The 25,356-nt window shown below is 33.2% G+C and carries 27 protein-coding genes and 3 pseudogenes; 5 read left to right on the top strand and 25 right to left on the bottom strand.

Annotated elements, in window-relative coordinates:
- The first annotated feature begins 13 nt into the window (after positions 1 to 13).
- Positions 14 to 925 (top strand): DMT family transporter, encoded by a 912-nt coding sequence (locus M3225_RS18440; protein ID WP_251396019.1) that lies wholly within the window; start codon positions 14 to 16, stop codon positions 923 to 925.
- Positions 926 to 1,138: 213 nt separating this feature from the next.
- Here the strand turns inward: M3225_RS18440 and M3225_RS18435 are convergent, their stop codons facing one another.
- The gene (locus M3225_RS18435) at positions 1,139 to 1,591 is read right to left on the bottom strand and encodes a MarR family winged helix-turn-helix transcriptional regulator (protein WP_251396017.1); all 453 of its coding nucleotides are present in this window, start codon (positions 1,589 to 1,591) and stop codon (positions 1,139 to 1,141) included.
- Between the two features lie 123 nt (positions 1,592 to 1,714).
- Between M3225_RS18435 and M3225_RS18430 the strand changes: the two genes are divergently transcribed.
- On the top strand, positions 1,715 to 2,584 hold the full coding sequence (locus tag M3225_RS18430) for an SDR family NAD(P)-dependent oxidoreductase (protein WP_251396015.1): 870 nt from the start codon (positions 1,715 to 1,717) through the stop codon (positions 2,582 to 2,584).
- On the opposite strand, the pseudogene M3225_RS18425 reads toward M3225_RS18430, so the two are convergent.
- A pseudogene (locus tag M3225_RS18425) lies at positions 2,585 to 2,953 on the bottom strand (phosphopantothenoylcysteine decarboxylase domain-containing protein); the annotation flags it as partial.
- Positions 2,954 to 3,126: 173 nt separating this feature from the next.
- Between M3225_RS18425 and M3225_RS18420 the strand changes: the two are divergent.
- A pseudogene (locus M3225_RS18420) lies at positions 3,127 to 4,098 on the top strand (ketoacyl-ACP synthase III).
- 385 nt (positions 4,099 to 4,483) lie between these two features.
- On the opposite strand, the gene M3225_RS18415 reads toward M3225_RS18420, so the two are convergent.
- On the bottom strand, positions 4,484 to 5,674 hold the full coding sequence (locus M3225_RS18415) for a DHH family phosphoesterase (protein WP_251396013.1): 1,191 nt from the start codon (positions 5,672 to 5,674) through the stop codon (positions 4,484 to 4,486).
- A 544-nt stretch (positions 5,675 to 6,218) separates the two neighbouring features.
- On the opposite strand from M3225_RS18415, the pseudogene M3225_RS18410 reads away from it, so the two are divergent.
- Positions 6,219 to 6,326 (top strand): annotated as a pseudogene (locus M3225_RS18410) (cold-shock protein); the annotation flags it as partial.
- A 308-nt stretch (positions 6,327 to 6,634) separates the two neighbouring features.
- Here M3225_RS18410 and M3225_RS18405 read toward each other — a convergent pair.
- The 17 genes from M3225_RS18405 to M3225_RS18325 all read right to left on the bottom strand — a co-directional run bounded on the left by M3225_RS18405 (position 6,635) and on the right by M3225_RS18325 (position 21,390).
- Entirely contained in the window at positions 6,635 to 6,976 is a 342-nt protein-coding gene (locus M3225_RS18405) for an inorganic diphosphatase (protein ID WP_251396011.1), read from the bottom strand.
- A 103-nt stretch (positions 6,977 to 7,079) separates the two neighbouring features.
- A complete protein-coding gene (locus M3225_RS18400) occupies positions 7,080 to 7,490 on the bottom strand; it encodes a GNAT family N-acetyltransferase (RefSeq protein ID WP_251396009.1) in 411 nt (136 codons plus the stop codon).
- Positions 7,487 to 8,008: a GrpB family protein gene (locus tag M3225_RS18395; protein ID WP_251396007.1), complete on the bottom strand. Its 522-nt coding sequence runs from the start codon at positions 8,006 to 8,008 to the stop codon at positions 7,487 to 7,489. The genes M3225_RS18400 and M3225_RS18395 overlap by 4 nt, the downstream gene beginning before the upstream one ends.
- A 65-nt stretch (positions 8,009 to 8,073) precedes the next feature.
- A complete protein-coding gene (locus M3225_RS18390; protein WP_251396005.1) occupies positions 8,074 to 8,640 on the bottom strand; it encodes a nucleotidyltransferase domain-containing protein in 567 nt (188 codons plus the stop codon).
- A 151-nt stretch (positions 8,641 to 8,791) separates the two neighbouring features.
- Positions 8,792 to 9,325: a GNAT family N-acetyltransferase gene (locus M3225_RS18385; RefSeq protein WP_251396004.1), complete on the bottom strand. Its 534-nt coding sequence runs from the start codon at positions 9,323 to 9,325 to the stop codon at positions 8,792 to 8,794.
- Positions 9,326 to 9,374: 49 nt separating this feature from the next.
- Positions 9,375 to 10,139, bottom strand: a complete 765-nt coding sequence (locus M3225_RS18380) for a phosphorylase family protein (protein ID WP_251396003.1) — start codon at positions 10,137 to 10,139, stop codon at positions 9,375 to 9,377.
- A 648-nt stretch (positions 10,140 to 10,787) separates the two neighbouring features.
- Complete coding sequence (locus tag M3225_RS18375; protein ID WP_251396002.1) at positions 10,788 to 11,162, bottom strand: nuclear transport factor 2 family protein; 375 nt, start codon at positions 11,160 to 11,162, stop codon at positions 10,788 to 10,790.
- Between the two features lie 102 nt (positions 11,163 to 11,264).
- Entirely contained in the window at positions 11,265 to 11,900 is a 636-nt protein-coding gene (locus M3225_RS18370; protein WP_251396001.1) for an NAD(P)H-binding protein, read from the bottom strand.
- 220 nt (positions 11,901 to 12,120) lie between these two features.
- Complete coding sequence (locus M3225_RS18365; RefSeq protein ID WP_251396000.1) at positions 12,121 to 12,864, bottom strand: SDR family oxidoreductase; 744 nt, start codon at positions 12,862 to 12,864, stop codon at positions 12,121 to 12,123.
- 34 nt (positions 12,865 to 12,898) lie between these two features.
- A complete protein-coding gene (locus M3225_RS18360; protein ID WP_251395999.1) occupies positions 12,899 to 13,930 on the bottom strand; it encodes an NADH:flavin oxidoreductase/NADH oxidase in 1,032 nt (343 codons plus the stop codon).
- 424 nt (positions 13,931 to 14,354) lie between these two features.
- Complete coding sequence (locus tag M3225_RS18355; RefSeq protein ID WP_251395997.1) at positions 14,355 to 14,783, bottom strand: MarR family winged helix-turn-helix transcriptional regulator; 429 nt, start codon at positions 14,781 to 14,783, stop codon at positions 14,355 to 14,357.
- Positions 14,784 to 15,156: 373 nt separating this feature from the next.
- A complete protein-coding gene (locus M3225_RS18350; RefSeq protein WP_098287756.1) occupies positions 15,157 to 15,345 on the bottom strand; it encodes a hypothetical protein in 189 nt (62 codons plus the stop codon).
- Between the two features lie 563 nt (positions 15,346 to 15,908).
- Positions 15,909 to 17,096 carry a pyridoxal phosphate-dependent aminotransferase gene (locus M3225_RS18345; RefSeq protein WP_251395994.1) on the bottom strand — a complete coding sequence of 396 codons (1,188 nt, stop codon included), beginning with the start codon at positions 17,094 to 17,096 and terminating at the stop codon, positions 15,909 to 15,911.
- A 262-nt stretch (positions 17,097 to 17,358) separates the two neighbouring features.
- On the bottom strand, positions 17,359 to 18,609 hold the full coding sequence (locus tag M3225_RS18340; protein ID WP_251395992.1) for a dicarboxylate/amino acid:cation symporter: 1,251 nt from the start codon (positions 18,607 to 18,609) through the stop codon (positions 17,359 to 17,361).
- Between the two features lie 62 nt (positions 18,610 to 18,671).
- On the bottom strand, positions 18,672 to 19,457 hold the full coding sequence (locus M3225_RS18335) for an SDR family oxidoreductase (protein WP_251395990.1): 786 nt from the start codon (positions 19,455 to 19,457) through the stop codon (positions 18,672 to 18,674).
- A 2-nt stretch (positions 19,458 to 19,459) separates the two neighbouring features.
- On the bottom strand, positions 19,460 to 20,347 hold the full coding sequence (locus M3225_RS18330; RefSeq protein WP_251395988.1) for a fumarylacetoacetate hydrolase family protein: 888 nt from the start codon (positions 20,345 to 20,347) through the stop codon (positions 19,460 to 19,462).
- A 332-nt stretch (positions 20,348 to 20,679) separates the two neighbouring features.
- On the bottom strand, positions 20,680 to 21,390 hold the full coding sequence (locus tag M3225_RS18325) for a FadR/GntR family transcriptional regulator (RefSeq protein ID WP_251395986.1): 711 nt from the start codon (positions 21,388 to 21,390) through the stop codon (positions 20,680 to 20,682).
- 326 nt (positions 21,391 to 21,716) lie between these two features.
- Here M3225_RS18325 and M3225_RS18320 point away from each other — a divergent pair, with 326 nt between their 5' ends.
- Entirely contained in the window at positions 21,717 to 22,370 is a 654-nt protein-coding gene (locus tag M3225_RS18320) for a FadR/GntR family transcriptional regulator (RefSeq protein ID WP_251395984.1), read from the top strand.
- A gap of 130 nt (positions 22,371 to 22,500) precedes the next feature.
- Here M3225_RS18320 and M3225_RS18315 read toward each other — a convergent pair whose 3' ends face one another.
- The 5 genes from M3225_RS18315 to M3225_RS18295 all read right to left on the bottom strand — a co-directional run bounded on the left by M3225_RS18315 (position 22,501) and on the right by M3225_RS18295 (position 25,166).
- Positions 22,501 to 23,130 (bottom strand): type 1 glutamine amidotransferase, encoded by a 630-nt coding sequence (locus tag M3225_RS18315; RefSeq protein ID WP_308215750.1) that lies wholly within the window; start codon positions 23,128 to 23,130, stop codon positions 22,501 to 22,503.
- A gap of 540 nt (positions 23,131 to 23,670) precedes the next feature.
- Complete coding sequence (locus tag M3225_RS18310; protein ID WP_251395980.1) at positions 23,671 to 24,162, bottom strand: DinB family protein; 492 nt, start codon at positions 24,160 to 24,162, stop codon at positions 23,671 to 23,673.
- Between the two features lie 144 nt (positions 24,163 to 24,306).
- A complete protein-coding gene (locus tag M3225_RS18305; protein WP_251395978.1) occupies positions 24,307 to 24,552 on the bottom strand; it encodes a DNA-binding protein in 246 nt (81 codons plus the stop codon).
- 246 nt (positions 24,553 to 24,798) lie between these two features.
- The gene (locus tag M3225_RS18300; RefSeq protein WP_251395976.1) at positions 24,799 to 24,960 is read right to left on the bottom strand and encodes a hypothetical protein; all 162 of its coding nucleotides are present in this window, start codon (positions 24,958 to 24,960) and stop codon (positions 24,799 to 24,801) included.
- A 20-nt stretch (positions 24,961 to 24,980) separates the two neighbouring features.
- Complete coding sequence (locus M3225_RS18295) at positions 24,981 to 25,166, bottom strand: hypothetical protein (protein WP_251395974.1); 186 nt, start codon at positions 25,164 to 25,166, stop codon at positions 24,981 to 24,983.
- Positions 25,167 to 25,356 lie beyond the last annotated feature (190 nt).

The raw sequence follows: 25,356 nt of genomic DNA, 5'->3' as shown, positions 1-25,356 counted from the left end.
AGGAGAACATATTATGTTTAAAGTTTTTTCGGGAATAATCTCTGTTACTCTTATTTGGGGATATACATGGGTTACAATGAAAATAGCAATTAGTGACATCCCCCCGTTTTTATTTTCATCTTTACGTTTATTAATAGGGGCAATTCCTTTATTTATCATTTTAATCATTCAAAGAAAGAGACTCTTTGTAGACAAAGAAAATTTTAAAAGCTATCTCATCATGAGTTTGTTAATGTCATTAGGATATATGGCTATTCTTACTTATGGTATGCAATTTGTAGATTCAGGAAAAACGTCTGTTTTAGTATATACAATGCCTATATTTGTCACAATCATTAGTCACTTCAAACTAGATGAGAAAATTAATATTTATAAAATGGTTGGATTGATTTTTGGCCTACTAGGTCTTTTATTTATTTTAGGACTAGAAATTACTAATCCTGATACAAAAGTGATATTCGGAGAATTATTAATTTTACTTTCAGCCCTTAGTTGGGGATTAGCTAATGTTTTTAGCAAAATTAGATTTAAAAACATAGATGTTATTCATATGAATGCTTGGCAACTTATTATAGGAGCATTATTCTTATTCATTCTCTCTTTAATATTAGAACCAAGTTATTCAATCGAATGGTCTAATAAAGCACTTTTATCATTATTGTTTAATGGTTTGTTTTCCACTGCCTTTACATTCGTAGTGTGGTTTTGGGTACTTAAAAAAATAAATGCTTCGAAAGCCTCGATGGCATTAATGTTTGTTCCCATATTAGGTATTGTATTTGGATGGCTGCAGCTCGAGGAAAATATAACAATTAGTATTGTTGTTGGATCATTTTTGATATGCGTTGGTATCTTTATGAATACGTACAATCTTAAGAGTACTAGAAAAGAAAAGAAAACAGAATCTCCAGCAATTGAACGTTAATTAAATAAATTGTCCATTTTGAATAACGTCCAACTATTTGAGCGAACTACTCAAGAAGAAACGGGGCATCATCTCATAAAACCCAATTAATCAACAGCGAAAAAACTACTGGTTCCCTCCGTTCCAGTAGTTTTTTCTGTTTTTAACCTGTATATGCTATACATGTTTAGTTAACATAATGTTTATTCCAGCATCCCATCAAAAAAGGAACTCTTATGGGCTTTGTATCGTTAGTTTTTTTAGCATTTCAATATATGCTTTTAATTCTGTATCAGTTAAACGTGAAATACGTTCGTAAAAAATCGATTCTTTTTCTTTTAGTGCTTTTATGGTTTTTTCATGACCTAGTTCAGTTAAGGATAATAGTACTCCTCGACGGTCTTTAGAATCTCTTTCGCTCTTTACATATCCTTGATTTCTCAATTGCCTAATAAGTCTACTGATAGAGCTGCGGTCCATAGCAGTTGATTCAGCTAAATTCGTGGCATTAGTAGGACCATGAGAATATAACCAACGAACCACCACAAAGGCTGCTGCATGCATAGTTTCATCAAATGCAGATGCAGTTTTGACGTTAAGTGCATGTGCTTCGCTAATTAATGCATTGAGCTGTTCACCAAGAGCTAACTTCAGATTTTCTCTTAAGTCAAAATTATTAATATCCATTGTTTCTCCTTCTTAACACGAAAATAGTTGACATATATCAAACAAGTAACTTAATATAGTTGATATATGTCAAATATATTAGGTTGCTTATACTATGTCAAGTTAATAAAAGGAGAATAGATCATGTCTAAGTGTCCATTAATTGTAATGACTGGGGCTACCAGTGGTATCGGTCAGATTGCCGCAATTGAAATGGCAAAACGTAGAGCACATTTAGTGTTGACTGCCCGTAACAAAGAGCGAGCTAAAGCAACTGAAAAATTAATTAAAGAAGCTTCGCCAGAGACGGACGTTAACTTCTATTTTGGTGATTTATCGATAATGAAAGATGTACGCCGTATGGGTCTGGAGATAAAACAGAATTATTCAAAAATCGATATACTCATTCACAATGCTGGACTCCATAGGTTCGAGCAGTGCGTTACCTCTGAAGGATTTTCTGAAATGATTGCGGTAAACTATCTAGCACCTTGGCTACTTACAAATACGTTAAAAGATTCTCTAGTAAAAGCAGAGAATGGCAAAATTATTAATGTTGCTTCAGAAGCCTCCCGAAATCATAGAGATTTGAAGTTACCATATGATTTGACGGACATATCTCCATTTACAGTAAGGGGATCATCTGAAATTTATGGGAAAACAAAACTTCTAAATATTATGTTTACTGGTGAACTAGCACGGCAGTTTTCTGGTACCAAGGTCATTACCAATGCTATTAATCCTGGTTTTAATAATACTGGACTTGGCAGAGATCTGCATCTATCTACTTTATTAGGGAAGTTTTTTAAGTTAATTAATATCGGTAATCCAAAAAGAGGGGCTGATATCATTATTCGTTTAGCATTTGATCCCGAATACGAAAGAGTCACAGGAGGATACTTTAATGTTGGAACAGGAGCAAAGGTTGATCCGATATATCCTGGAGAAGATATTTTTATGCAACAACTTTTATGGAATAATACAAAAGAATTATTGTTAGAGTATTTAACGTAATACTTCTCCATTCTGGGAAATAAAGTTTCCATCTTGATCCAACATCTTGTCCACTATCCAATCTGATCCTGCGGCAGTCATAATGACGACATCTATTTTTTTATTTAAGATAATGGCTTTCATCTTTTCTTGGAGATCTAATATCCCTTCAAAGCTTTCTAACTTTAAATTCCTTGAATCCTTACCAGAGGGCTTTTCTGCAAAATAACCGTGTAAATATGTAACTGTTGCTCCTTGTGCTAATACTTCCTCTGCGATCATTTTTCCTATTTTACCTTTAGCTAAATTAGTGTGTCCCCTAACCTCGTCCCATTTTTCTATACATCCACCACTAGTAATAAGTATATTTTTCCCCTTTTTTAATTCTATTTTATTACATAAGTAAATATTAAAGAATCCATACCTAAATTAGAATACATAAATGTCATCAAGGGAATTTCAAAAGGTGATTTTACAATATTTTCATATGAAATCATTTACATTATTGGTATCTAGTACTAATATCAATTTATATATCTTAGTGTTAAAGAAGGGTGAATATAATGAATTCAACTGCACATATTACAGCAATAGGCACATACGTACCAGAAAAAAGGCTTACTAATGATGATTGAGAAAGAATCGTTGATACAAATGATGAATGGATTGTGCAGCGAACGGGCATGAGGGAAAGAAGAATTGCTGATGAAAACGAATATTCTTCTAACTTAGCGATCAAAGCAATTGAAAACTTAGTGGAGCAATATCAGAAAGAGTTGAGTGATGTAGAGTGTATTGTTGTTTCAACAACAACACCTAACTATGCGTTTCCAAGTGTAGCCAGTCAGATACAAGACTATTTCGATATTCCTCAAACAGGTGCTCTAGACTTCAACGCTACTTGTGCTGGCTTTACATATGGATTACATATGGCAAACGGGTTTATTACATCGGGACTTCATCAGAAAGTTTTAGTCGTTACAGCAGAGACTTTATCAAAGGTTACAGATTATACAGATCGTACTACTTGTGCCTTATTTGGGGATGGAGCTGCGGCTGTTTTAGTGGAAAAAGACAAAGAACATCCAAGCTTTATAGCTACTCACATTGGGGCAAACGGAAAAGGAGGTAAACCTGTATACCGTACGAATTTATCTACTACTATGCATGGACAACCTTTAAGTTCTAGTGGCAAGATGGTTCAAAACGGAAGAGAAGTGTATAAGTGGGCAGCTCGCACAATCCCCTTAGGTATAACTGAATTACTACATGAAGCTAATTTGCAAAAAGATGAAATAGATTGGTTTGTTCCACACAGTGCCAATTTACGAATGATTGAATCCATATGTGAAAGAGCAGACTTTTCGTTAGATAAAACGTTAACTAGTGTCGAGTATATGGGAAATACCTCATCTGTTTCGATTCCATTAGCATTACAAATAGGGATAAATGATGGAAAGTTAATCAATGGAGATATCCTCTTACTTTACGGATTCGGAGGAGGCCTTACTCACGCAGGGCATATTATTATATGAGATTTAGCAAAGTAGTAAGAATTTATAAAAAGCTGCCTCTTCTGACGCTCCGAGGCAGCTTTTTATTTTGTTAAACTTTAACATCTTGTAATAGATTTAAATATATCGTCCGTAAACGTATACTTTTCCAGAAGAAAAAATAAAGCCTGCTTGATATAAAAAATCAAACAGGCTTTATTTTTTCTTTAAAATCCTTTTCATTGACTTCCCAAACATCATATTCTTCACTAAATTTATTCCTGATGTCCAATAACCATTAAATCGGATAGAACCTTATAATTATCTTTTATAGATTCATTTACTATAGCTTCATTCAGCCCATCTTTAATTGTATTCCTTCTACTAAATCTTTCATACATTAAATTATTAAAACATGTATTGGTGCTTATTCTCCCTGCTTTAGTTTCTTTATATACTTTAGTAAATATTTTACAAAGATATCATCTCTTACTAACCAAGCTGCATAATTCCTTTTTAAAAAGGTTTCGGCTTCCTTAAAACTTTTAAATGTATGAATTGATAATCCTTTGCTATTTTCAACAATCCATTCATCCTCATTCTGTAGAGAAATAAGGAACATATCCTCATTTTGAGTCTCGTAGAGAGAACCATATGAAGATTCTTTTAAATTATATCGGTTTCTCTTTGCATCCTCTCGCACAGGATCCAGATGAAATGTATCCGTTACAAACTGGTTATAAGCCTCATTAGTTAAAGAACATCCAGCAGCTTTGGCATGACCTCCGCCTCCATAGTGACCAGCAACTTCCGATACATCGACATGATCATGAATAGTTCGAAGACTAATTCTCTTTCCTCCCATATTCAACATGGCAATGTAATCAAGATGAGGATATTCTTTTCCTAATTCATTTCCAAGTTCTGAATGATACGATTCCGCGTACACAATTCCTGCTAAATAGTCACCTATAGAGGTTTGCACCAATTCTCGTCTTTTTCGACGAATATAACGCTCTACTTTATCTTCTTCCATATCTAATATCTTTTGTTCAAACTCGTCAAAAAAGAAGTGGTCATTGTTTTGAAGCCTGTTAACCATTTTTTCTTCAAACTCGTCAATAGATATTAAAAAGAAGAGGGCATTTAGCCTATGTGCCTCTTGGTTATTGTTCTTTTCCCATTCCCAAGTATCATACTGTCTTACTAGTTCTACAAATTCATTAACAGCATCTGAAGTCTGTATAAGCTCATTTTCTATAAGATATTCATAAAACAAGGACGTTCCTGAGGCTAAATTTCCTTCGTTATCTTCCACGATAACGTGTCCCCATTCATATTCGTTAAAATGAAGAGCTGTTTTGTGATGGTCAAGCAGTTGGACTTTTCCTCCTGTTTGGTAAAATTCTTCAAGTCTTTTTTCATTCTCTTCGTTTACTGATAAATCTGTAATAAATAAATGTGTGTTTCTTTCTTCATTTTCTAAAAACCATTCTACTTCACGGTTAAGTGATGCAATAGAGTTATAACGAATTTTTATTCGGTCTCCAAAAGCTAACTTTGCTAAAATTCCGCATCCAACTCCATCTAAATCCGTATGTGATAACAATTTATACATGTCTTTCACCTCGAAATTATTATGATACGAGAGAAAGGTTTTTAATCATTAAAGCTTTAGATTACTGAAGAGCGCTATAATGGTGGAGCTCTGCTTCTATTACTTTTTCGCGGATATGGCCATAGCCTTTTTTAGAATATCTAATTCATGTTTTAACGGAAGGTTTTCCTTCTGAATCTCAGCTAATTCTTTCGGCGTTGGAGAGCCTTCTTCTGAATTGATAGGCTTAAATGCCTTCGCTCATTTATAGATTATTACTTCTGAGACGCCATATTCGCTGCTTAAATCTTTAACCGAGTTTCCCGCATAGGATAAATCCACAATGGTTTTCTTAAAATCATCATTGTATTTTTTGCCTGCACGTTTACGTTCCATTTGGAACAATAAAAGACTTAATTAAATGGTGTCCATAAAACTATACTAACTCCAAAGATCAATCAATATAATAATTTAAGTTTAAAATACCTTCATTCAGATAATATAGAAAATAAGCTAGATTTAATTATCATCTAGTTTATTTTCTATATTGTAGGAGGAAGTAAAAATGGAACAAGGTAAAGTGAAATGGTTTAATGGTGACAAAGGTTTTGGATTTATCGAGCGTGAAGGTGGAGAAGATGTGTTTGTTCACTTCTCAGCTATCCAAGGGGAGACCCTTTAAAAGGCTATCTCTACATCACGTGCCAGTGCAGAGATAGCTTTTTATTTTGCTTACCTTTTGACTGGACAAATTATAACCTAATACTATATTTTATATATGTACATGTATATATTTCACTTTTATCAACTATTAAATGCAGCTATGATCAACCACACATGTAAGAAAAGCCCTCAATTAATTTTGAGGGCTTTTCTTGTATTTGTACAGTCACTAAGTGTAAATGATAAAACAATAAAAAGAACAAAAGTAAGTTCTTATTTACTTATATAATTTTATCGGTATTAATAAAAAAAGACTCCTTATAAGAAGCCTCTGTTCATAATAATTTCGGTATTAAAGTACTGCTCCTGAAAGTGTAAGACTTGTTGAATCTCTTCTAAAGAAAAGCTTTTATTAGATACAATAAGCTTATCTTCTATATTGTTTTTTCTGTGTACTATCCCTATTACAATGCCTTTATATTGGTCTAAAGAATGAGCTTCCCCTAATATATAAGCATCAACCTCTTCGCCATCGGTAGCCTTTGTTCCAGGGATGTAACCATAATTCAAAGGATAAATATAATTATACGTTGGATGCTTTGACCCCAAAGGTCTATCTACTTTTACAACTACCTCTTTACCAAGATAATTTTCTAACAAGAAGGATCTCTCCTTTAAAAAATCATTATTCCTAGTTTTACTACTATCATTATTTATAAGTTACCATAACAGACATTACTGGCACTAAGTCACCTTAAAGAATTCATTTCAAATCAAGCTCACATAAAAAGCGTTCCACTCCAGGATACTTTTCACCCAAGCTAGTTATGCGAAAACCAAAGTTAGCATAAAACAATACTGCATCTTTATCGGTCTCAGCCGAAATTGAATTTAGATTATGTTCCTTACAGATAAATCTAATCATGCTACTTCCCATTCCACTTCCTCTTTCTTTTGGTAAAACAGCAATGTGTTTTATTACACCATCTCTGGAATTATGAATTTCAACTCCTATACAACTAATTATTTCTCCATTAACTCCACCACTATATAATTTTCGGTTTGGCGAACAAATGTATTTATTATATTCTTCATCAATCTTCTCTTCTGAAGTCGCATAAGATAACAGCCTTTTTATTGTTGGATCAATCCTAATAGAATTAATTTCTTTCATCCCAATTCCTTTGCCCTTTTTAATATGTTGTCCATAAACTCCTTTTTTTCATTTGTGTATGAAACAACATCATTAGGATATTTATTTGTAAGTTCTTCTTTTAGTTTTACATACTCCATCTTTGCATCTGGAAAGGACCTTAAATAATCTCTGAAGGAAATTTGATCCTTCCATAAATCATGATTATATATCATTATATGTAAAAAATGAGTGATCTTATTTTCTTTATTCTTTGCAAATACGTGTTTGCCATCTATACTTACGGGAACCTCAAGGTATCCAATTCCCTTTACTTTTTCTCTTATTTTTATAACCTTATCCAAAGAACTAACACCAATCGCAATATCAATGATTGGTTTAGCAAAGAGGCCTTCAATTGATGTACTTCCGACGTGTTCAATTTTTATAATAAGCCCTTTTAATTGAGAAGATAGTAACTCCCTCTCCTTATCAAATAATATAAGCCAATTATAATCATAAGGTTCGAGTTTTACTAAACCACGTTCTAATCCTAACATGCCAATGCCCCCCAGTTTTGAGATATACCTTTAGCTCACTCTTAGTAGTAATCCTTTTTCAATTACTATAATAAATCAATCCATTTATGGTTTGGCTCTTGTAATGTGATTACATTCTTAAGCCATTCTTTTTGTTTTTCACTAAGAAAGTCTTTAACAGTAATAAAATCATCATGATCTTTCTCCCTTGTATTCTTTGTTTTATATAAAAGAGTAATTTCAGGATTTAAGTACGGCATACCTTCATTAGAATAACTCCATAATGAATTAAGAGGATACGATATTTTAAAATTCCTTCTAAATAGCCAGTTACCTTCAGTTGTTTCATTAAGGAGTATTTCCATAATATCTTTATTTCTATTATTAAAAGCATGTATTTCATGAATAGGGAGCTCTAAGAATTCATTTTTCCAGAGGTAGAACTCTCCCTTAACGACCTTTTTGAAATCCCATTCTTTTAAATAGGCCTTTATTTTTAATTGGTCTTTTCGGTATAATGCAATTTCTATATCTTCGTGGGTTCTTGTCTCCCTGCCAATAAAAAGATCGATAGCCCAACCGCCAGCAAAAAACCAAGGTTTGTCAAAACCAGATAAAAGAGAGGTGATGTACTTACATTTTTCAAATGACATATGTAATCCTCCAGATTTAAGATGAATTCCAATAAAAAAACTTTCCTTTCATTTTCTAGAGGACTAGTCTGTCTTCCTCTTTCAAACATTTACTTAACGTAAAACGTATTACTGTAATTAAAAAGCGCATAGAATACTAATTCCATACGCTCTATTTACTATACTCCATTAACCAACAGTCTCTAAGTTCCCCCTCATGATATTCATGCTTGGGAAGGTATTTAACCTTTTGAAAACCACATTTTTCATAACATGCTATTGCTCTTTGGTTCCATGCTTGCGGGTCTAGTACAATTTTTTCTGAATGCTTCTTATACATTAAGTAATCAATCATTAATTTCATTAAGCGTGTTCCAATTCCTTTGTCCCAATAATCTATCTCCCCGATAAACTGATCTGTTCCATATATATCATCTAAGTCGCCATATCCATATTCTTTTTTCTCTTGAGAATCTAAGGGATAGAATTGAATATAACCAATAGCTTTTTGTTCAAACTCTATGATGCAGCATGTAACATTATCCTCTTGTTGATAGAAATTTTGATTAACCATTTCAGTATCATGAGGATTGTCACGCCCTTCATAATATTGAAGGATCAGGGGGTCGTTTAGCCACTTTATCAAAAAAAGTTTATCCGATTCCAGAAGTTCTCGAATCTCTAACTTTTCATTGCCTATTATCATTTTTTCCCTCCTTTGTCTTTAGTAAAAATATATTCTTTGAAAAACTTATTTAGAGTGTCTGTCTACCTTTAAATTTTTCACTTAAATATAAAGCAACATCTCGAATAGCCTTGTCCGTTTCAGCCTCTATCAACTCTCTATCCCTAGTGTATGAGTATAACGTATCTCCATTTATAATATGATCCGATAAATTCAATAAACCAATAGCCTTTTTATTGAATTTATGGGCAATTGCTAAGGTAGTAGCTGTTTCCATATCTACTCCATCATAACCTTTTAAAGCCCACTCTTTTACCATCTCATGCGTTTCAAGGAGCATAGCACTCATACTGACAACGGTGCCTGTAACATATCTATAGTCTTTCCTCTCACAATATTCACAAGCAGCTTCCACTAATTCCTTATTTGACTCTACAACTATTTGTTCCGGCAAGTACCATTGAGAGACACCATCCTTCATTTCAGCAGCTGTAACAATTAGGATGTCCCCATATCTAACTTCTGAAGATAGTCCACCAAAGTAGCCAGTTTGTATAAATATTTCAGTACCACTACAGGCAAACTGATGTACAATATTAGACGCCATAGGACTTCCATATACATTTGCATATCCTATATTTAGGTTTTTATATTTTCCAACTAAAGTGTTCCATTTAGGTACAAGAAGCTCTTCACATAAGATCTCTCTCCATAAGTTTAAGTTATCCTCAAATCCCCATTCTCCATGAATAATAAATGAGCCAGGTACGTTTTTCTCTGGTATACGAAGTACCTTCAACCAATCTTCTTTTTGAAAATCACCATAAAGCTTCATATATTTCTCCTTATCATCTAATTTAAGATTACTTATAAGGAAAATTCTTGCTTGTAAGTCTTAAACCCTTTAGTTCATAAAAAATTCACTTTACGCAATGGATTTTTCCAGAACAAATTAAAAAAGCACCCCATTGGTGCTCAAGGAGTGTTCAATAAAGTATACGTTTACGGACGTTATATTTGATTCTGTTTCAAAATATTAAATGAAGAAATATGTATCAAATACCCGTACATTATTGTGACGATTTAGCTTCCAGTGTGCATAGACCATATTTAACTGATATTTGTCCGTATGTAGTGTTAAATTTTGATTATTCATATTCCCATCTCCTTAATAAATTAAATTTAAACTTCTCTTTTTTTGATAAGATTTAAGTTCTAGTAATTATAATTTAAAGAGTTTTTATTGCCTCATCCTTTAAAATAAGCCTAGATTAAAAATGGGGTAGAACAGAAAAATTTCCATACTAGGTAAATCAATATTTTCCTCCTCCACATTTCCATACTTTTCATATTTATTTAACCAAAAATTGTATTTTATATCTAATGTTATCAAGATTTACATAAGCTAAATAAAATAACAAGCCCGTTAAATCTGCAGAAAGCAAGTTTTAACGGGCTTATCACTCCTCTTAGAAACTATTTTTCACGAGTGAAGGTGGAATAGTTTTGAAATAATGATCCATTCACCATCTAGTTTAAGTAATTGATGAAAATCAGTGTATGATTCACCATATGCATCGTTTTCTAAACTTACACGAACAGAAGCAATTGTTCCTTCAACATCTAGAATATCAACTCTTGATTTCAGATTCTTTGCAGGACCAGCTTTATCCATAAATCCCCATAAGTTATTAATAGATCCTCCTAGAAAGCCATCAGTTGTGTTGTAACCGTACATAGTTGCATCTTTATGAAAAGCTTGCTTTACTACTTCTTTGTCACCTGAAATAAGGCCTTCAATATACTTATTCACTACTGTAATGATCTCATCGGAATCTTTTATTGGTGTTTTGCTCATTTTCTCCTCAATCTCCTTTAAGTTATATATAGTCTATTTAACGGTAATCAGGTTTTTTAATTCAGGCTCGTTTTATTTGATTAGAACCTAGAAAAGCTATTCTTATAAATTTCGCAAGGCTTCTGCTATAGGAGTTTTACCATCTTTCATTGTGATGACTTTTCCAATAGTATTACGATCTTGTACAATTTGAACTAACGTGTCCACTACATTTTCTATAGCATTTTCACCAGGGTGATCAATATTGACATCTATTGTTCCAGATCCAGGCTCCTCTTTTAAAACGCCAGGCTGTAAGATTGTATAGTCTAGCTTGGTATTATTAATTAGCGATTGATCAGCAAAATGTTTGGCAATATTATAGTTTGTTAAATCTTTTAGAAAAGTCTGGTCCCACTTGTCTGGTTCAAGAGAAAATACGGAACTAAGCATAATAAATCTTTTTATGTTCTTGCTTTCAGCAGCACGCATCACATTGACAGCACCATTTAAGTCAATTTTTAACAAATCTTTTCCTCTAGAACCAGCCACAAAGAAAATAACTTCTGCGTCATACATATTTTCAGCTATTACGTCAGCGCTAGCTAATAAATCTATATGGACATAACGAATATTGCTCGAATTGCTTGTGAGGTTATCTCTTCTCGTTCCTGCGTAAACAAAATGTCCATTTTCAACTAATTTATCAACAAGATACGAACCTACTCGACCATTCGCTCCTACTACCAATACCTTCATTAAAAGAACCCCCCTGAAAATTAGTTTGAATTAGTGTTTATTTCATCATGATAAAAATTATATTAATATGGTCTGACCATATTAATATAATTTTACCCTCTTCAATTTAGTAAAACTATAAGTGTAAAACTTATTGTCTCATTCTGATAGACTAAATCAAGTATGGCTAATTATCTTTCTTTACTTTTGTCATCAGAAGTCTTTCTTACAAATTACTTAATTACCACTCTTGAGCTGTAGGTGTCACAATTACATCGTTAATCATAACGTTCGCTGGCTTATTTACCACAAATCCAATGGTTTCAGCTACATACTCTACGTCAATAGCTACCTCATTCAGCTCTTCTAGAACGCCTTTTACATCTTTGTCTGTCACTGTATCCTGCCAATTAGTTGCAATAACACCTGGTGAGACTAAAACAGCTTGAATATTATGTTTGACTGATACCTCTTTACGTAGACTTTCAGTAATGGCTCTTACTGCATACTTCGTAGAGCTATACACACCATGACCTTCACCAATCGCATGACCAGCAATGGAACCGACATTAATGATCTGTCCACTTCCTTGTTTCTTCATATGAGGAAGGACTGCAACTACTCCATACAGCACACCTTTTATGTTAAGGTCAATCATCGTTTCCCATTCGTCTACATGTGCGTTATCCCACATGGAGAACAACATCATTCCTGCACTGTTAATTAAGGTATCTACGCGTCCGAATTTATCCACTGTAAAGTCTACGAGAGATTGAACGTCTTCTTTATTCGTAACATCTGTTACCTTATAAGAGGCCGTTCCCCCTTCTTTGTTAATTCGATCTGCTATATTTTTTAGTTTCTCTTCATTTCTAGCAGCTAGAACGACCGAAGCTCCATTCTTTGCAAGATGAATCGCTGTTGCTTCCCCAATCCCACTTGAAGATCCTGTAATAATGACTACTTTATCTTGAATATATGACATTTTTTATACTCCTCCTCTAGTTTCTCATCTCAAATTATCTTCTAAAACCATCTGCGTACTGTTTAGGCACAGTCGTCTCTTTTTTCAATGTAGTTGCAGCTTCTAATGCCCAGTGAGGGTTACGTAACATGCCTCGGCCAACAGCTACAAGGTCTGCTTCTTTATTTCCGATTACAGCATTTGCCAATGCAGGGTCATCTAATCTTCCCACTGCAATCACCGGAATACCAAGAGCTTTCTTAATTTCTCTAGCTAATGGTACTTGGTAAGCTGCATGTGTACCAGGTTTTCCCCAAGCAGCAATCGGTCCTTCCCCACCTGAAGAGATGTCAAAGATATCTACTCCTGCTTTTTGGTATTCTTTCGCAAATTCAATACTTCCGTTGATGTCATATCCACCTTCAACATATTCTTTAGCAGAAATACGCATCATTAATGGCATATCTTCTGGGATTTCAGCTTTCGCTGCTTCAATAATTTCTCGACCAAACTTTGTAAGGTCTTTTCCATACTCATCTTCGCGTTTATTTGTTAAAGGAGAATGGAATTGATGGATTAAATAACCATGAGCTCCATGAATTTCAATGGCATCGAACCCTGCTTTTACAGCACGTTGTACAGCCTTACGAAACTTTTCAACCATTTCTTTGACTTCATCTGTTGAAAGAGCTCTTGGTGTTTTTGATTTCTCATCAAATGGAATGGCTGAAGGAGCAACTGGTACTTCTGCGTCTTCTGCTTTACGACCAGCGTGAGCAATTTGGATACCCACTTTTGCTCCATAACGGTGACAAGCTTCCACAATGCGTGCTAGAGCAGGAATCTGTTCATCTGACCATAATCCTAAATCATAGTCTGAAATACGTCCATCTGGTTCTACATCTGTCATCTCGATCATAATAAAACCAGCACCTCCGATTGCTCGGTTTACATAGTGTAGGTAATGCCAATCTGTAGCAATACCATCTTTCTTTTCAACTGAATATTGACACATTGGAGACATCACAACTCGGTTTTTTAATTCTAAACCTTTGAACTTATAAGAACTAAATAAATGTTGATCCATTCTAAAAACTCCTTTTGATTAAATTTTCGATTTTAGCCAAGTTATATAGTGCCTCATCGAAAGCAATTTATGTGATTATGATTCATAAATCAACTAAATGTATGCACATGCATGTAATTTACATGGAATATTTCATATTGTCAACCTTTAAATCTATAATATAAATTTAAAAACAACAATATAAATGTATGCACACACATATAATTACATATGTTATTTATTTTTGTCAACTTAAAAACTTCATACGCAATATGAATTTAAAGAATAACAAAGTAAAATGCATGCGCACACATAATTTACATATGCTATTTACCTTTGTCAACTTAAAAACTCATACGCAATATAAATTTAAAGAATAACAAAACAAAATGCATGCGCACACTCATAATTTATAATGATGATTTTAACTTATAACAGCTTCACATTATATTTTTCCCATTAAAAAGTGAAACTCCCGTTGAAGATGTTCTTTTCCTAGAATGGACTGAAGCACTTGATAAAAAGTCTGTAAAGCCCTGTCTAGCTTTTCTTCGCCTAATGGGGTTAAACGTGTATAAATTCCTCTACGATCGTCTTCACATATATGCCGTTGTAAAGCCCCACAACTTTTTGCTTCAAGTCTACCTACTAATCTTGAGAGTGCACTTTGACTTAAGCCTATCATCTCTTGCAGTTGCTGTAACCTCAATTTTTTATCATCTGTTTGAGATAAAAAATAAAGAACATAAAATTCTTTTAATGATAAATTATAGTTTTCTTGCAAAACCATTTCTAATTCATGATTAATATTCGATTGAATATTGGTAATAGATAACCAAGTATTTAAAAGCTCGATTTCTTGATTATTTTTCATACGCATTCCACCCATTTCTATTTTAATGACATAGTACTGAAGTCAATAATCATAACCCTTTCTCGCATATCTTCAAGTCTTAATCTCCCCTTTTCTAATTTAGTTTATTAAAAATTTAAGGGGGAATTTTATACGATTTTTTTATGGTTGATAACCTTTTTACTTTGTCATCTAGTTATTATAACATTTGTTAGTGATAACTAAATATCAAAAGTACTACTCTTTAATTTAGTGATATAATTGCCCTTATTGTCTCACTCTTCGCCTTAACATAATCTAACATAGAAAAAAAGAAATGCAAACAATAAACATGCATGCGCAAGCATGTAAAATTAAACCGTGATTCTTTTAATTTAGAGATAAATTCCATGAATTACACCATTGCGTCATACTCTTGAATAACTTCTCTAAATAATTGCTTATTTAAATTCAATAATTTGGCAAACTCTGTACTTGTAATCGCCTTATTTATCCAACGGGAATAATTAAGTGTTAAAATTTCTCTCTGTTCCTTTGTTAAAAGACAGAGATTTAGCCAAGGACAGTAAAATTTTTCTTTCATGAACATTCCCACCTTCTTAATATTTCTTATTTCCTATACGTTTGTAACGACATAGGTTCTTTTCTTTTAGTAAAGATTGAATATTTGTATAAATACTTCAATCTTATTATGCGATCTAATTGACTCATTGTTGTTTAACAATTAATATAAGGATCTTTTATTGAATCTAAAATTCGTTTAATAATGATTATAAATACTAGTGAGCGTATTATAAATTTAAAAATTGTAATCTGTCAATTCGCTAATAATAAATACTAACTGAAATATTTGGAATTTAGATCCTATTAAGAAACATAAAGAGAATTTTTAAAAAGTTATATAAAAGAGCAACCTTAACAAGCTGTTTTTTCTTTTAAAGAGAGCATAGTATCAAAACATAAATTTACATTCAACACGTAATCACCCCGTAAGAATATACTTTTACGGGGTGATTACACTTCTTAAAAGTGAATGTTTATAATTTTTTTTGAGATAATGATCCCTTCAACGTTCAGGGTATCCACTCTCAATTTAAGTTTTTGCAGGACCATCCTTATCCATGGAATCCCATTTCTATTTACCAATTAACCCTTTACCGTCAGTCCCTTTATCACCTTTTCCATTCGATACATTGCTTGTTCAATTTCATCGTAGCTTGTTGAATAAGCCATACGAATAAAGCCCTCACCATGACTTCCAAATGCGGAACCTGGTACACAAGCAATTTGTGCTTCTCTCAATAACTTAGTTGCAAGATCCTTTGAAGGGATGCCTAATTCTTTAAAAGAAGGGAAAGCATAAAATGCCCCTTTTGGTACAACACATTGTACTCCGGGCACCTCATTAAGCCTGCTAACAAGAAGCTTTCGTCTTCTATCAAAAGCTTTTACCATTTCTTTAACAGGTTCCTGTGTTCCAAGGTAAGCAGCTGTTCCACCAAATTGTGCAAATGATGTTGCACAAGAAGTGTTATACTGATGCATTTTTAGTATTGACTGGATGAGTTCTACAGGACCGGCCGCATATCCAAGTCTCCATCCATCCATTGCATATGCTTTAGCAAAACCATTAATTGTAACAGTTCTTTCAAACATACCAGGTAAGGTAGCCATACTAATATGCTTTTCTCCGTCATAAATAAGTTTTTCATAAATTTCATCAGATACCACAAGCAAATCGTGCCTAATTGCAATGTCTGCTAATTCTTTCAGATAAGATTCTGGCAATACAGCCCCCGTGGGATTATGAGGAGTGTTAATTAAAAGCATTTTCGTTTTTTTCGTAACTCGATCTCGAACATCATTTGGATCTAAAAGAAACTCATTTTCTTCTAATAGTGGAATGGGAACAGCAACACCACCGGCAAGCTCAACAATATACTGATACTCAAGCCACGCTGGATCGGGAATGAGTACCTCATCTCCTGGGTTGATAAATGCAAAGATAAAATTGAAAATGGCTTCTTTACAACCGACTGTAACAACAACTTCTTTTTGAGGATCTACATTGATTCCGTTATCAAGTTTCAATTTTTGTGCAATTGCTTCCCGAAATTCAAGCGTTCCACTGTTAGATGTATAATGAACATTTCCTTGCTGTAAAGCAGCTTTTGCTGCATCTTTAATATGTTGAGGTGTGTCAAAATCAGGGCGCCCAATTTCCATGTGCGTAATATTTAACCCTCTCTTTTCCATTTTTGCTGCTTCTTCAAATATCTCACGGATACTTGAAAAAGGAATTTTAGATAAGCGATCTGAAATAGAAAGATTCATTTTGATAGCTCCTTTTGGTTATAGCTCTAAATTCAAAAATAATAAAAATATTATGGTCTGACCAATTTGTTGTTTTAGTTCATATAATTTGTTTATATGCTGCAAGTTTTTCTTCTACATTTATTTTTTTATCTCTCATCTTATAAAGACAACATCTTTCTCATAGTAAAGATTGTTTAAATAGTATACAAACCACTACTAGAGTCGCTAGTTACAGACAAGTTATTTTTCATTTCAAACAATGGTGATTCTGCTTGAGGTCTTAAGAACTTGATACTTTCTCTTCGTTAGCAATTACAACCTCTTTTTTATGAAACATTCCCTCAGATTTGGCTATTACGACTGTAGCTAATGCATTTCCTACTACATTAGTTGCAGTTCGCGCCATGTCCATTATGAAGTCAACAGCCATGAGTAATGCAATTCCTTCCATAGGTAGCCCTATAACCACAGAAACACTTGTCAACACAACGATTACTCCTGAAGGAACAGAAGCAACTCCTTTTGTGAGTAGCATAAGCAAAAGGACAATATGAATCTGATCTAAAACTGAGAGGTGAATATCATAAGCATTAGCTAAAAATAAGATAGCAGGAGCCATATAGACCATTCCACCATCAAGATTAAATGAGTACCCAAGAGGTAATACAAAGGAAACTATTGAATTTTTAGCACCATAACCCTCTAAACGTGTCGTAAGAGGGGCGAATACAGACTCTGAGCTTCTAGTTGTAAAAGCAATTAACAATAAATCTTTAATTTCATTAAGTAAATCCCAATATTGAATCCGATAGATCCGGGCAATTATGGGAAAGATAATTAATAAAACAATACCTAATCCAGCATATGTAACTAAAATTAAGTCAATTAGCGTGCTTAACTTTCCAAAACCATAAGTAGCCATGCTATAAGCGATAGATCCAAAAACACCAATTGGAGAGAATTTAATTACATAATTTAAAACTTTAAACATTACTTTAGAAAGAGCCTCGAGAACGTCCTCAATCGGCTTTGCTTTTTCCTTTAAGGCACGTAATGCTAAGCCAAAGAAAATACCAAAATAGACAATACCTAAAATATTTCCTTCTGAAAAAGCTATAAAAATATTAGAAGGTATTATATGAAGGATAAATTCTCTAAAGTCAATCTTATTTGCATCAATGCCCTCTAGAGCCCTTATATTTCCTCCGGATAAATCAGCGCCAACTCCAAGGTGTACAGTATTAGCAAGTAGTAAAGACATAACGATGATTAAAGTTGTAACAATCTCAAAATAAAGTATAGCTTTAAGAGAAAGCCTTCCTAATGATCCGGTTGATTTTATTTGAGCAATTCCTAATATAATTAGGGGGAAAATCAATGGTACAATCGTCATTTTAATCATATGAATAAAAGCATCACCTAGGATTTTTGCTTCTACACCTATGGTTTTACTCATAAATCCTAAACATAAACCTAATATAAGAGCTACGACAATCTGGAGCCATAAAGGAATTCTTCTAAGAGCTTGCATTATCTATCCCCTTTCAAAAGTAATAAGGTATGGATTAGCATTAAATAAATGAAGATTCTTTTTTAAATAGCCTTTATCATACCCCCATCAACTAAAAAGGAGCTTCCAGTCATATACGTGCTTGCTTCGGATACCAAAAATGTTACTACATTAGCAAACTCCTCTGGAGTTCCGTATCGCTTCAGTAATATCGTTTCTCGAGATGCCTTTGCGACTTCTTCACGTGTAGTTCCAAGTTTATCTGCTTTGGTTTGGTCGAGAAACGCCACTCTGTCTGTTGCAATTCTACCTGGTGCCACCGTGTTAATTAGTATATTAAATGGAGCTAATTCCTCAGCTAGAGTTTTAGTCAGTCCTACAATTCCTAAACGAAATGTATTGGATAGTATTAACCCTGGTATAGGTTGTTTAATAGACGAAGAAGCTATGTTAATAATTCGCCCTCCTTGTTTTTTTAGATAAGGTAAAGCTCCTCGAATTAAACGAATATAGCTTAATAAATTCAATTCGAATGACTTTTCCCAGTCATCGTCCGAAAATTGTTCAAACTTACCACTAGGAGGTCCTCCCGCATTATTAATTAAAATATCAATTTGATCAAATACTTCAATTGTTTTATTTATTAATGTGTGAATATCATCTGCATTAGTAATATCAGCTGGACAATATTCAACTTTTCCTTTTCCTAAACTTTGAAGCTCCTGTTGTAATTTCTCTAATTTTGCACTGTCTCGACTTGTTAACATGATATTTACGCCTTCTTTGACGAGCTGTGTTGCGATGGCCTTTCCCAATCCCTGGCTTGATGCAACAACAAGGGCAACTTTATTTTTCAGATTTAGTTCCATACTTAATTACCTCCATTAACCTTTAAATCTTTTACGTGATTAACTAACTTTTCAAATCCATCAATATGACATTCTACGATATCCCCATCACGTATTACTACAGCTCCTGGAGTACCAGTAGAAATAATATCGCCCGGCAATAGTTTCATAACTTTAGAGTGGAAGGATACTAAATGCCAAGGAAGAAACGACATATTGGAAACAATGTTTTTCCGGTGCAGACCTCCATTAATAACGGTAGCAACATTTAAATTGACTACTTCCTCAACTTCTTCAGGTGTAACCAAGTGAGGACCAAAACTAAAAAATGTATCAAAACTTTTTGAGCGTGTTAAATATCTAGGGTTTCTCTGTAAAATATCTTCGGCTGTCATATCAATAATCGTAGTAAAACCAGCAATTACGTTAGGTGCATCTTCTTCTGATACGTCTTTGCATTCTTTTCCAATTATGATTCCAAGCTCTGCTTCTGCTGTTGTTCGCTCAGATTGTAGAGGAATATTAATAGTATCGTTTGGACCAACAATCGTAGTGTCCGGTTTCAAGAAGCTTGCAGGTTCTGTATTAGGTGCTTTTTCGTCTAGGTCAGCTGCGTGCTCTACATAATTTAAACCAATCCCCCATATTTTTCTTGGATGACGGTATAGAGGAGCATACTCTACTTGTTGAAAGGGAATAAAAATGGCGTCTAATTCTGCCACCTGTTCTTTCTCTTCTGTTTGATACCATTGTTTTATTTCATCTAATTGACCAGTATTAATGATTTCAAATAGGTCTGTTGACCATTCTTGATTAAATTTAGTATTCAAATCTTTAATCGGCAAAATTCCATTATGTGCGACCAGTCCAGCTTCTTCTATTCCGTCTCTTGTAATTGTGGCTAATTTCATAATAAATTCCTCCATCTTCTTGAATATTATTAAATTATTATGGTCTGACCATTATAATTTATATATTTTCATAATATAAAGACAATTTTAATTTGTAAAGGATTTATTTTAAAATTGTAATGATTAAAGAGGAATTTAATTACTTTATACTAATTACGCAACATATTTATCGCAATTCTAAATAGGAAGCAGCCAACAACTCTTCATCATTGGCTGCTTTTGAGTGGTTACTTCCTCATCTTGCAAAGATTACAATAAAAAATTATAAATTCCAATAATTGTTACGCAAAAAGAAGAAGTTATTATGGTCTTACCTTTTAAAAGGATGAAAATTAAAGGTCATGGTTCCAGATCTTTGTTTCATTTTTTTCTAGATGATCTAGCATAGCTAATCGAGCTTCTACTGCATCTCTTTTCTTTAAGGCATTAAGAATGCGCTCATGTTCTTGATGCGTATCTTCTAAATACGACCTCGATAGCCTCTTGGATTGATTCTTACTTACTCTTAAAGCTTCCAAAAATTTTGGAGAAATCATATCAAATATGGTTTGATAGATAGAGTTTCCAGAGGAAATAATAATTAAAGAATGAAAGCGATAATCCTCTTCTATTCCAATTCCTCCATTATGGTTGACTTCAATCAGTTCTAAATGGGCACTTTCAATTGCTTCTAGTTGCTCACTAGTAGCTCTTTGGGCTGCTAACGCGGTTGCCTCTATCTCTATCCCTCTGCGGAATTCTAAAATTTCTTTTAGAGTTTGTTCTTCCATCATAAGCTTCTGGGTGAATGGTTCAATAACTTTACTACCATTTATCTCCTTCAATATACTGCCAACCCCTGAACGCTTTTCAATAATTCCTTTCGCCACTAGGACACTAAGTGCCTCTCTAATAGCTGTTTTGCTCACCTGGAATATTTCTACAAATTCATTTTCAGTAGGAAGCTTATCACCGGGTTTAATATTTTCTTCTTGGATATATTGAATAATCTCAGAGATAATTTCTTCATATAAGTTTCTTTTCTTAATATTTCTAAGTACCAATCTTGTCACCTCTTTTTAACATCTATAAGTTAGTATGTTTTTTACATCACTTTAGAGTATCATTTATACCTAATAGTTATTATACTATATAATTATATATAGTTTATGTAAGAGTCACAAAGGAATTATTATATGTAAAGACTCATATCCAGGTGAAGTTTTTGGAATCCATATAAAAGCGTTATTTAAATACATTACATAACATCCGTTGTATACTAAACCGGTTAATTAAACACATAAAAAACGAATTGTAATTAATCTAGTCAGAAGTTAACAATTAATTTTCTTCCAATAGCTAGTTATTAATTGTTTAGGAGGTTAAATACGTGAAAAGCAGTAGAAATTATAAAGTTCAACAACCGCCAAAGATGTATCAACAAGTTATAACTCAACTTGTTGAATATATTGAAACAGAGCAGTTACCCGAGGGTTCAAAAATCCATACTGAAAGAGACTTAAGTGAGTTATTAGGGATCAGTCGATCTTCCATTAGAGAAGGGATTCGAGGTCTAAAGCTTTTAGGATACCTTGATTCAAGACAAGGAGAGGGAACTTTTGTGTCTAACCCACCTCCATTTTTGATTCCTTCTGAATTATCAAAACAACGGTTAGACCGCATATCTCTTCAAAATTACTATGAGGTATTCATTATGTGCTCCAAACAAATTGTGACACTATCCCTCTCTCTTGATTTATCAAACAAGGAATTAAATAAAAGCACTTCAATCATTAAACATACAGACGATTTCTGGTCAGATTTTCGAAATTGGATAGAACACATTGCTATCAATTTGAAAAATCCATTTTTCCTTTCCTTATGGAAAAATAATTATGACGTATTAGAAGAAAATGACTATTTTTCGACTCTTAAGTTGAACTTACAATTTAATATGTTTTTAGACTACTATTTAGAAAGAAATGAACCAAGATTAAAGGAACTATTTCACAAATTATTAGAATTAAATAGCATAAGTTCTTAAATCTTATATTAAAAACAATTACTTATACGCAATACCTCCTCTTCCTATTCTAAAGAGGAGGTATTGCGTATAAGTTAAACTTCTTAGCTAGTCCTTTGATTATAAACTTTTAACTTTAGAGGTTAAGTCTTTAGCATAGTGGTGTATTTTCGATATTTTCTTTGAATTTGTTTTGAATGTTATCAAGCAATGTAAACCACATATCTGTCGATTGATCGAGAAAAGTAAATTGATTAATAATATCTTCAGGTTTCTGCATAAACCCTTTAAAGCCTTTACTATATTCATATGTTTTTAAAGCCTTTTCGATCAGTTCATTTGTAAGTTCTGGATGAAACTGTATTCCTATGACTCGATCATCATATATAAATAATTGATTCTCACAACCTTTACTTGAACCCAGTAGAACTGCATCTTTTGGTATATCAAAAGTATCTCCGTGAAATTGAAGAGCAGTAAATTTATCAGCAATTCCACTTAAAATTTGAACATTTGATGCATCTTTATTTATCTCAATTGGCCACCACCCCACTTCTTTATGGGTATGAGGATAAACTTTTCCTCCTAAAGCATTTGCTATTAACTGGGCACCAAGGCAAATACCAAGAACATATTTATTATGGTTCACAGCCTCCTTAATAAATTGCTTTACTAAAGAAAGCCACGAATAAGTCTCTTTCTCATACGCTCCCATGTGACCACCTAAGATAATTAAAAAGTCAAATTCATCTAAAGACGGAAAATTACATTTTTCATACACTTTAGTTGAGGTTAAAATATGCTTTCGTTGGACAGCCCAAGTTTCGATTTTTCCTAGACCAACTTGCGAGTCATTTTGTATATAATGAATCTTAATAGTAATCTCTCCTCTCTTTTGTATAATCTTTAACTTCCTAGAACCTCTTTTTCCAGATGATTTTATTTTAGCTATTCTTTAATTAAGAATAACTTTTATATACTAATAAAAACCAAAAATTATTATTAATATTATATTTAAACATTAAATTATTAAGGTCATACCAATAATTTAATCAATTATGTAAATGATAAAGATTATTTTAAATAAAGTACTTTAGAGCTTACTTAAAGGAATAAAAGAATTGAAAAATTTAATTCAAATAAAAAAACTTAGCAGAGCTAAGGGATTTTTTGCTTGCAGTTAAATTTTATTTTAAGGCTTTGTTAAATAGTATTGTTATTTTTGGGGTATAAAATATGGGAACATCCGATTTGGACGTTCCCGTTCTTATTCCATTAAAGCCCCCTATAATGGAATAACTGTAAAGCTAATGAAGTTTTTTTAAAAACTGCGTTTCCCTGCCCAAGCTCCTTGCATTTTACTTAGGAATACAATTTGCCCAATATGATATGCGTCGTGCATTGCTAAACTCTTCAGTTCAAGTACTAATGATCTTTCTCCAGGGATCTGTCTATACAAATCTTCATGTTCTGATTTTGCTAGTATTTTTTCAAGTTCACGATGTACATAAAAGTATTCTTGCTTTGTTTCCTTCCAATTTTCAACCGTCTCAGTTGGTAATCGAAATGTAGAGTTATTATCTTCTGCCTTTGGTTCATTCGCTGTTTCACCAAGAAATCGCATCAGAAGTCTCTTTTCATAGAAAAGTAAATGACAAACTAATTCCCAAATGGAATTCATTGCCCCATCAGCTGGTTTCCAAATTGCCTGTTCAAAAGTAATATCCTCTAGCACTTTTTCAAGTGGTGGAAACCAGTCTTCTTTATCTAAGCAACTTGCCCATTGTTGTAACAAAAGTGTCTTTACATCCATTTTCTATTCCCTCCATTTCTACATCCTTCAATCGCTTTATAAGTCACTATCACTATCTTATTTGGACTTGAAAAGGTAAAATCCTTCTAAAAAAGCCACTCTTTTAGAGTGACTTAAGTGATTAGAATATTATTAATGTCTCTTTTAAAGATTAACCTTAGGTTCACCAAACCACTTTATCATGGCTTCTCTGCTGATGATCCACTCTTTTCGTTCTCTATTTGGATGCTTAAAAAATTTAATTAATCCCTGTTCAATCATATGATTTAGCTCTTCCTGTTTTGCTTCATTAAGTGTAGAAGGGCTATATTTGTTTTTTAATGTTTCCCTTGGTACTCCCCAAAGGTAAGATGCTTCTAATGGCGTCATGTATTTCTCAATTTCTTTCACTGTATTGTGCTCCTTTTTATGTTAAAATTAAAAAGAAGTACAAAAGGGAATGGTCTAGATTCCCTTTTGTTATATTACCGTTTCACATTGCCCTTTGCTAATGTCCTAAGTTAGCGAAGGGTATTTATTTTATGGCGATTCTCTAAGAATGCAAGTCTAATTAATTTTTCACGAGTTTCTTTACTCAATGTTAACCATTCTTTTATAGATACCTTCATGCTACCCTCTCCTTTCTCTTACTTACATTCAGTAAAATTTCGATAATACCTCTTTCAATGCTTTTAGTCTAGTTTCTACCATAAGTAAGAAATTCTCTTCTAGTTCATCTCCATATGCTATGTCAGCCAGATCTTCTTCTAGATATAAAATTTCGAATTCTAACCACATTTTTATATCTGCTGCCTCCATTACTTACCCTCCTTTAATGCCTAACTAATTCCTGTTTTATAAACGTAAGTCCATCTATAACGTTTATCATCGATTTCAAAGTCCCACATGTAGGTATTATCATCTTGCTTATCGATATAAAACGCTGCTTTATCTTGATCCTCTTGGGATAACTTTTCGATCTCTTTCTTTAATTTCCTTACAGCTTTTTTCTCTAATTTATACATGTTATCACCTCCTTAACCTTATAAAGTTATTATATACTGTTTTCCATGACCTTATAAGGTTAAAATAGAAACAAATAACATTTACGTAAATAAAAAAGTAGCATCCCGTGAACGGAATGCTACTTTCATAAAGACTATTTTTATGAGGACGAGCATATGTATAAAAGGTGCGCTTTTATACATTTTTCTG

Source organism: Priestia aryabhattai, assembly GCF_023715685.1.
In the GTDB taxonomy this organism is placed as follows: Bacteria; Bacillota; Bacilli; order Bacillales; family Bacillaceae_H; genus Priestia; species Priestia aryabhattai_B.
The sequence above is the reverse complement of the archived record's forward strand: the minus strand, read 5'-3'. Positions and strand labels throughout refer to the sequence as shown.

Excerpts from the sequence above, each read along its gene's own strand:
- M3225_RS18440 (WP_251396019.1), top strand. The coding sequence starts at position 14 with ATGTTTAAAGTTTTTTCGGGAATAATCTCTGTTACTCTTATTTGGGGA.
- M3225_RS18365 (WP_251396000.1), bottom strand. The coding sequence starts at position 12,864 with ATGTCATATATTCAAGATAAAGTAGTCATTATTACAGGATCTTCAAGT.
- M3225_RS18310 (WP_251395980.1), bottom strand. The coding sequence starts at position 24,162 with ATGGATGTAAAGACACTTTTGTTACAACAATGGGCAAGTTGCTTAGAT.
- M3225_RS18350 (WP_098287756.1), bottom strand. The coding sequence starts at position 15,345 with ATGAAAGAAAAATTTTACTGTCCTTGGCTAAATCTCTGTCTTTTAACA.
- M3225_RS18385 (WP_251396004.1), bottom strand. The coding sequence starts at position 9,325 with ATGATAATAGGCAATGAAAAGTTAGAGATTCGAGAACTTCTGGAATCG.
- M3225_RS18370 (WP_251396001.1), bottom strand. The coding sequence starts at position 11,900 with ATGAAGGTATTGGTAGTAGGAGCGAATGGTCGAGTAGGTTCGTATCTT.
- M3225_RS18335 (WP_251395990.1), bottom strand. The coding sequence starts at position 19,457 with ATGGAACTAAATCTGAAAAATAAAGTTGCCCTTGTTGTTGCATCAAGC.
- M3225_RS18345 (WP_251395994.1), bottom strand. The coding sequence starts at position 17,096 with ATGAATCTTTCTATTTCAGATCGCTTATCTAAAATTCCTTTTTCAAGT.
- M3225_RS18430 (WP_251396015.1), top strand. The coding sequence starts at position 1,715 with ATGTCTAAGTGTCCATTAATTGTAATGACTGGGGCTACCAGTGGTATC.
- M3225_RS18340 (WP_251395992.1), bottom strand. The coding sequence starts at position 18,609 with ATGCAAGCTCTTAGAAGAATTCCTTTATGGCTCCAGATTGTCGTAGCT.
- M3225_RS18300 (WP_251395976.1), bottom strand. The coding sequence starts at position 24,960 with ATGGAGGCAGCAGATATAAAAATGTGGTTAGAATTCGAAATTTTATAT.
- M3225_RS18355 (WP_251395997.1), bottom strand. The coding sequence starts at position 14,783 with ATGAAAAATAATCAAGAAATCGAGCTTTTAAATACTTGGTTATCTATT.
- M3225_RS18360 (WP_251395999.1), bottom strand. The coding sequence starts at position 13,930 with ATGGATCAACATTTATTTAGTTCTTATAAGTTCAAAGGTTTAGAATTA.
- M3225_RS18435 (WP_251396017.1), bottom strand. The coding sequence starts at position 1,591 with ATGGATATTAATAATTTTGACTTAAGAGAAAATCTGAAGTTAGCTCTT.
- M3225_RS18395 (WP_251396007.1), bottom strand. The coding sequence starts at position 8,008 with ATGTTAGGATTAGAACGTGGTTTAGTAAAACTCGAACCTTATGATTAT.
- M3225_RS18380 (WP_251396003.1), bottom strand. The coding sequence starts at position 10,139 with ATGAAGCTTTATGGTGATTTTCAAAAAGAAGATTGGTTGAAGGTACTT.
- M3225_RS18375 (WP_251396002.1), bottom strand. The coding sequence starts at position 11,162 with ATGAGCAAAACACCAATAAAAGATTCCGATGAGATCATTACAGTAGTG.
- M3225_RS18295 (WP_251395974.1), bottom strand. The coding sequence starts at position 25,166 with ATGTATAAATTAGAGAAAAAAGCTGTAAGGAAATTAAAGAAAGAGATC.
- M3225_RS18400 (WP_251396009.1), bottom strand. The coding sequence starts at position 7,490 with ATGAAAGAAATTAATTCTATTAGGATTGATCCAACAATAAAAAGGCTG.
- M3225_RS18330 (WP_251395988.1), bottom strand. The coding sequence starts at position 20,347 with ATGAAATTAGCCACAATTACAAGAGACGGAATAGAAGAAGCTGGACTG.
- M3225_RS18415 (WP_251396013.1), bottom strand. The coding sequence starts at position 5,674 with ATGTATAAATTGTTATCACATACGGATTTAGATGGAGTTGGATGCGGA.
- M3225_RS18390 (WP_251396005.1), bottom strand. The coding sequence starts at position 8,640 with ATGTCATTTGAAAAATGTAAGTACATCACCTCTCTTTTATCTGGTTTT.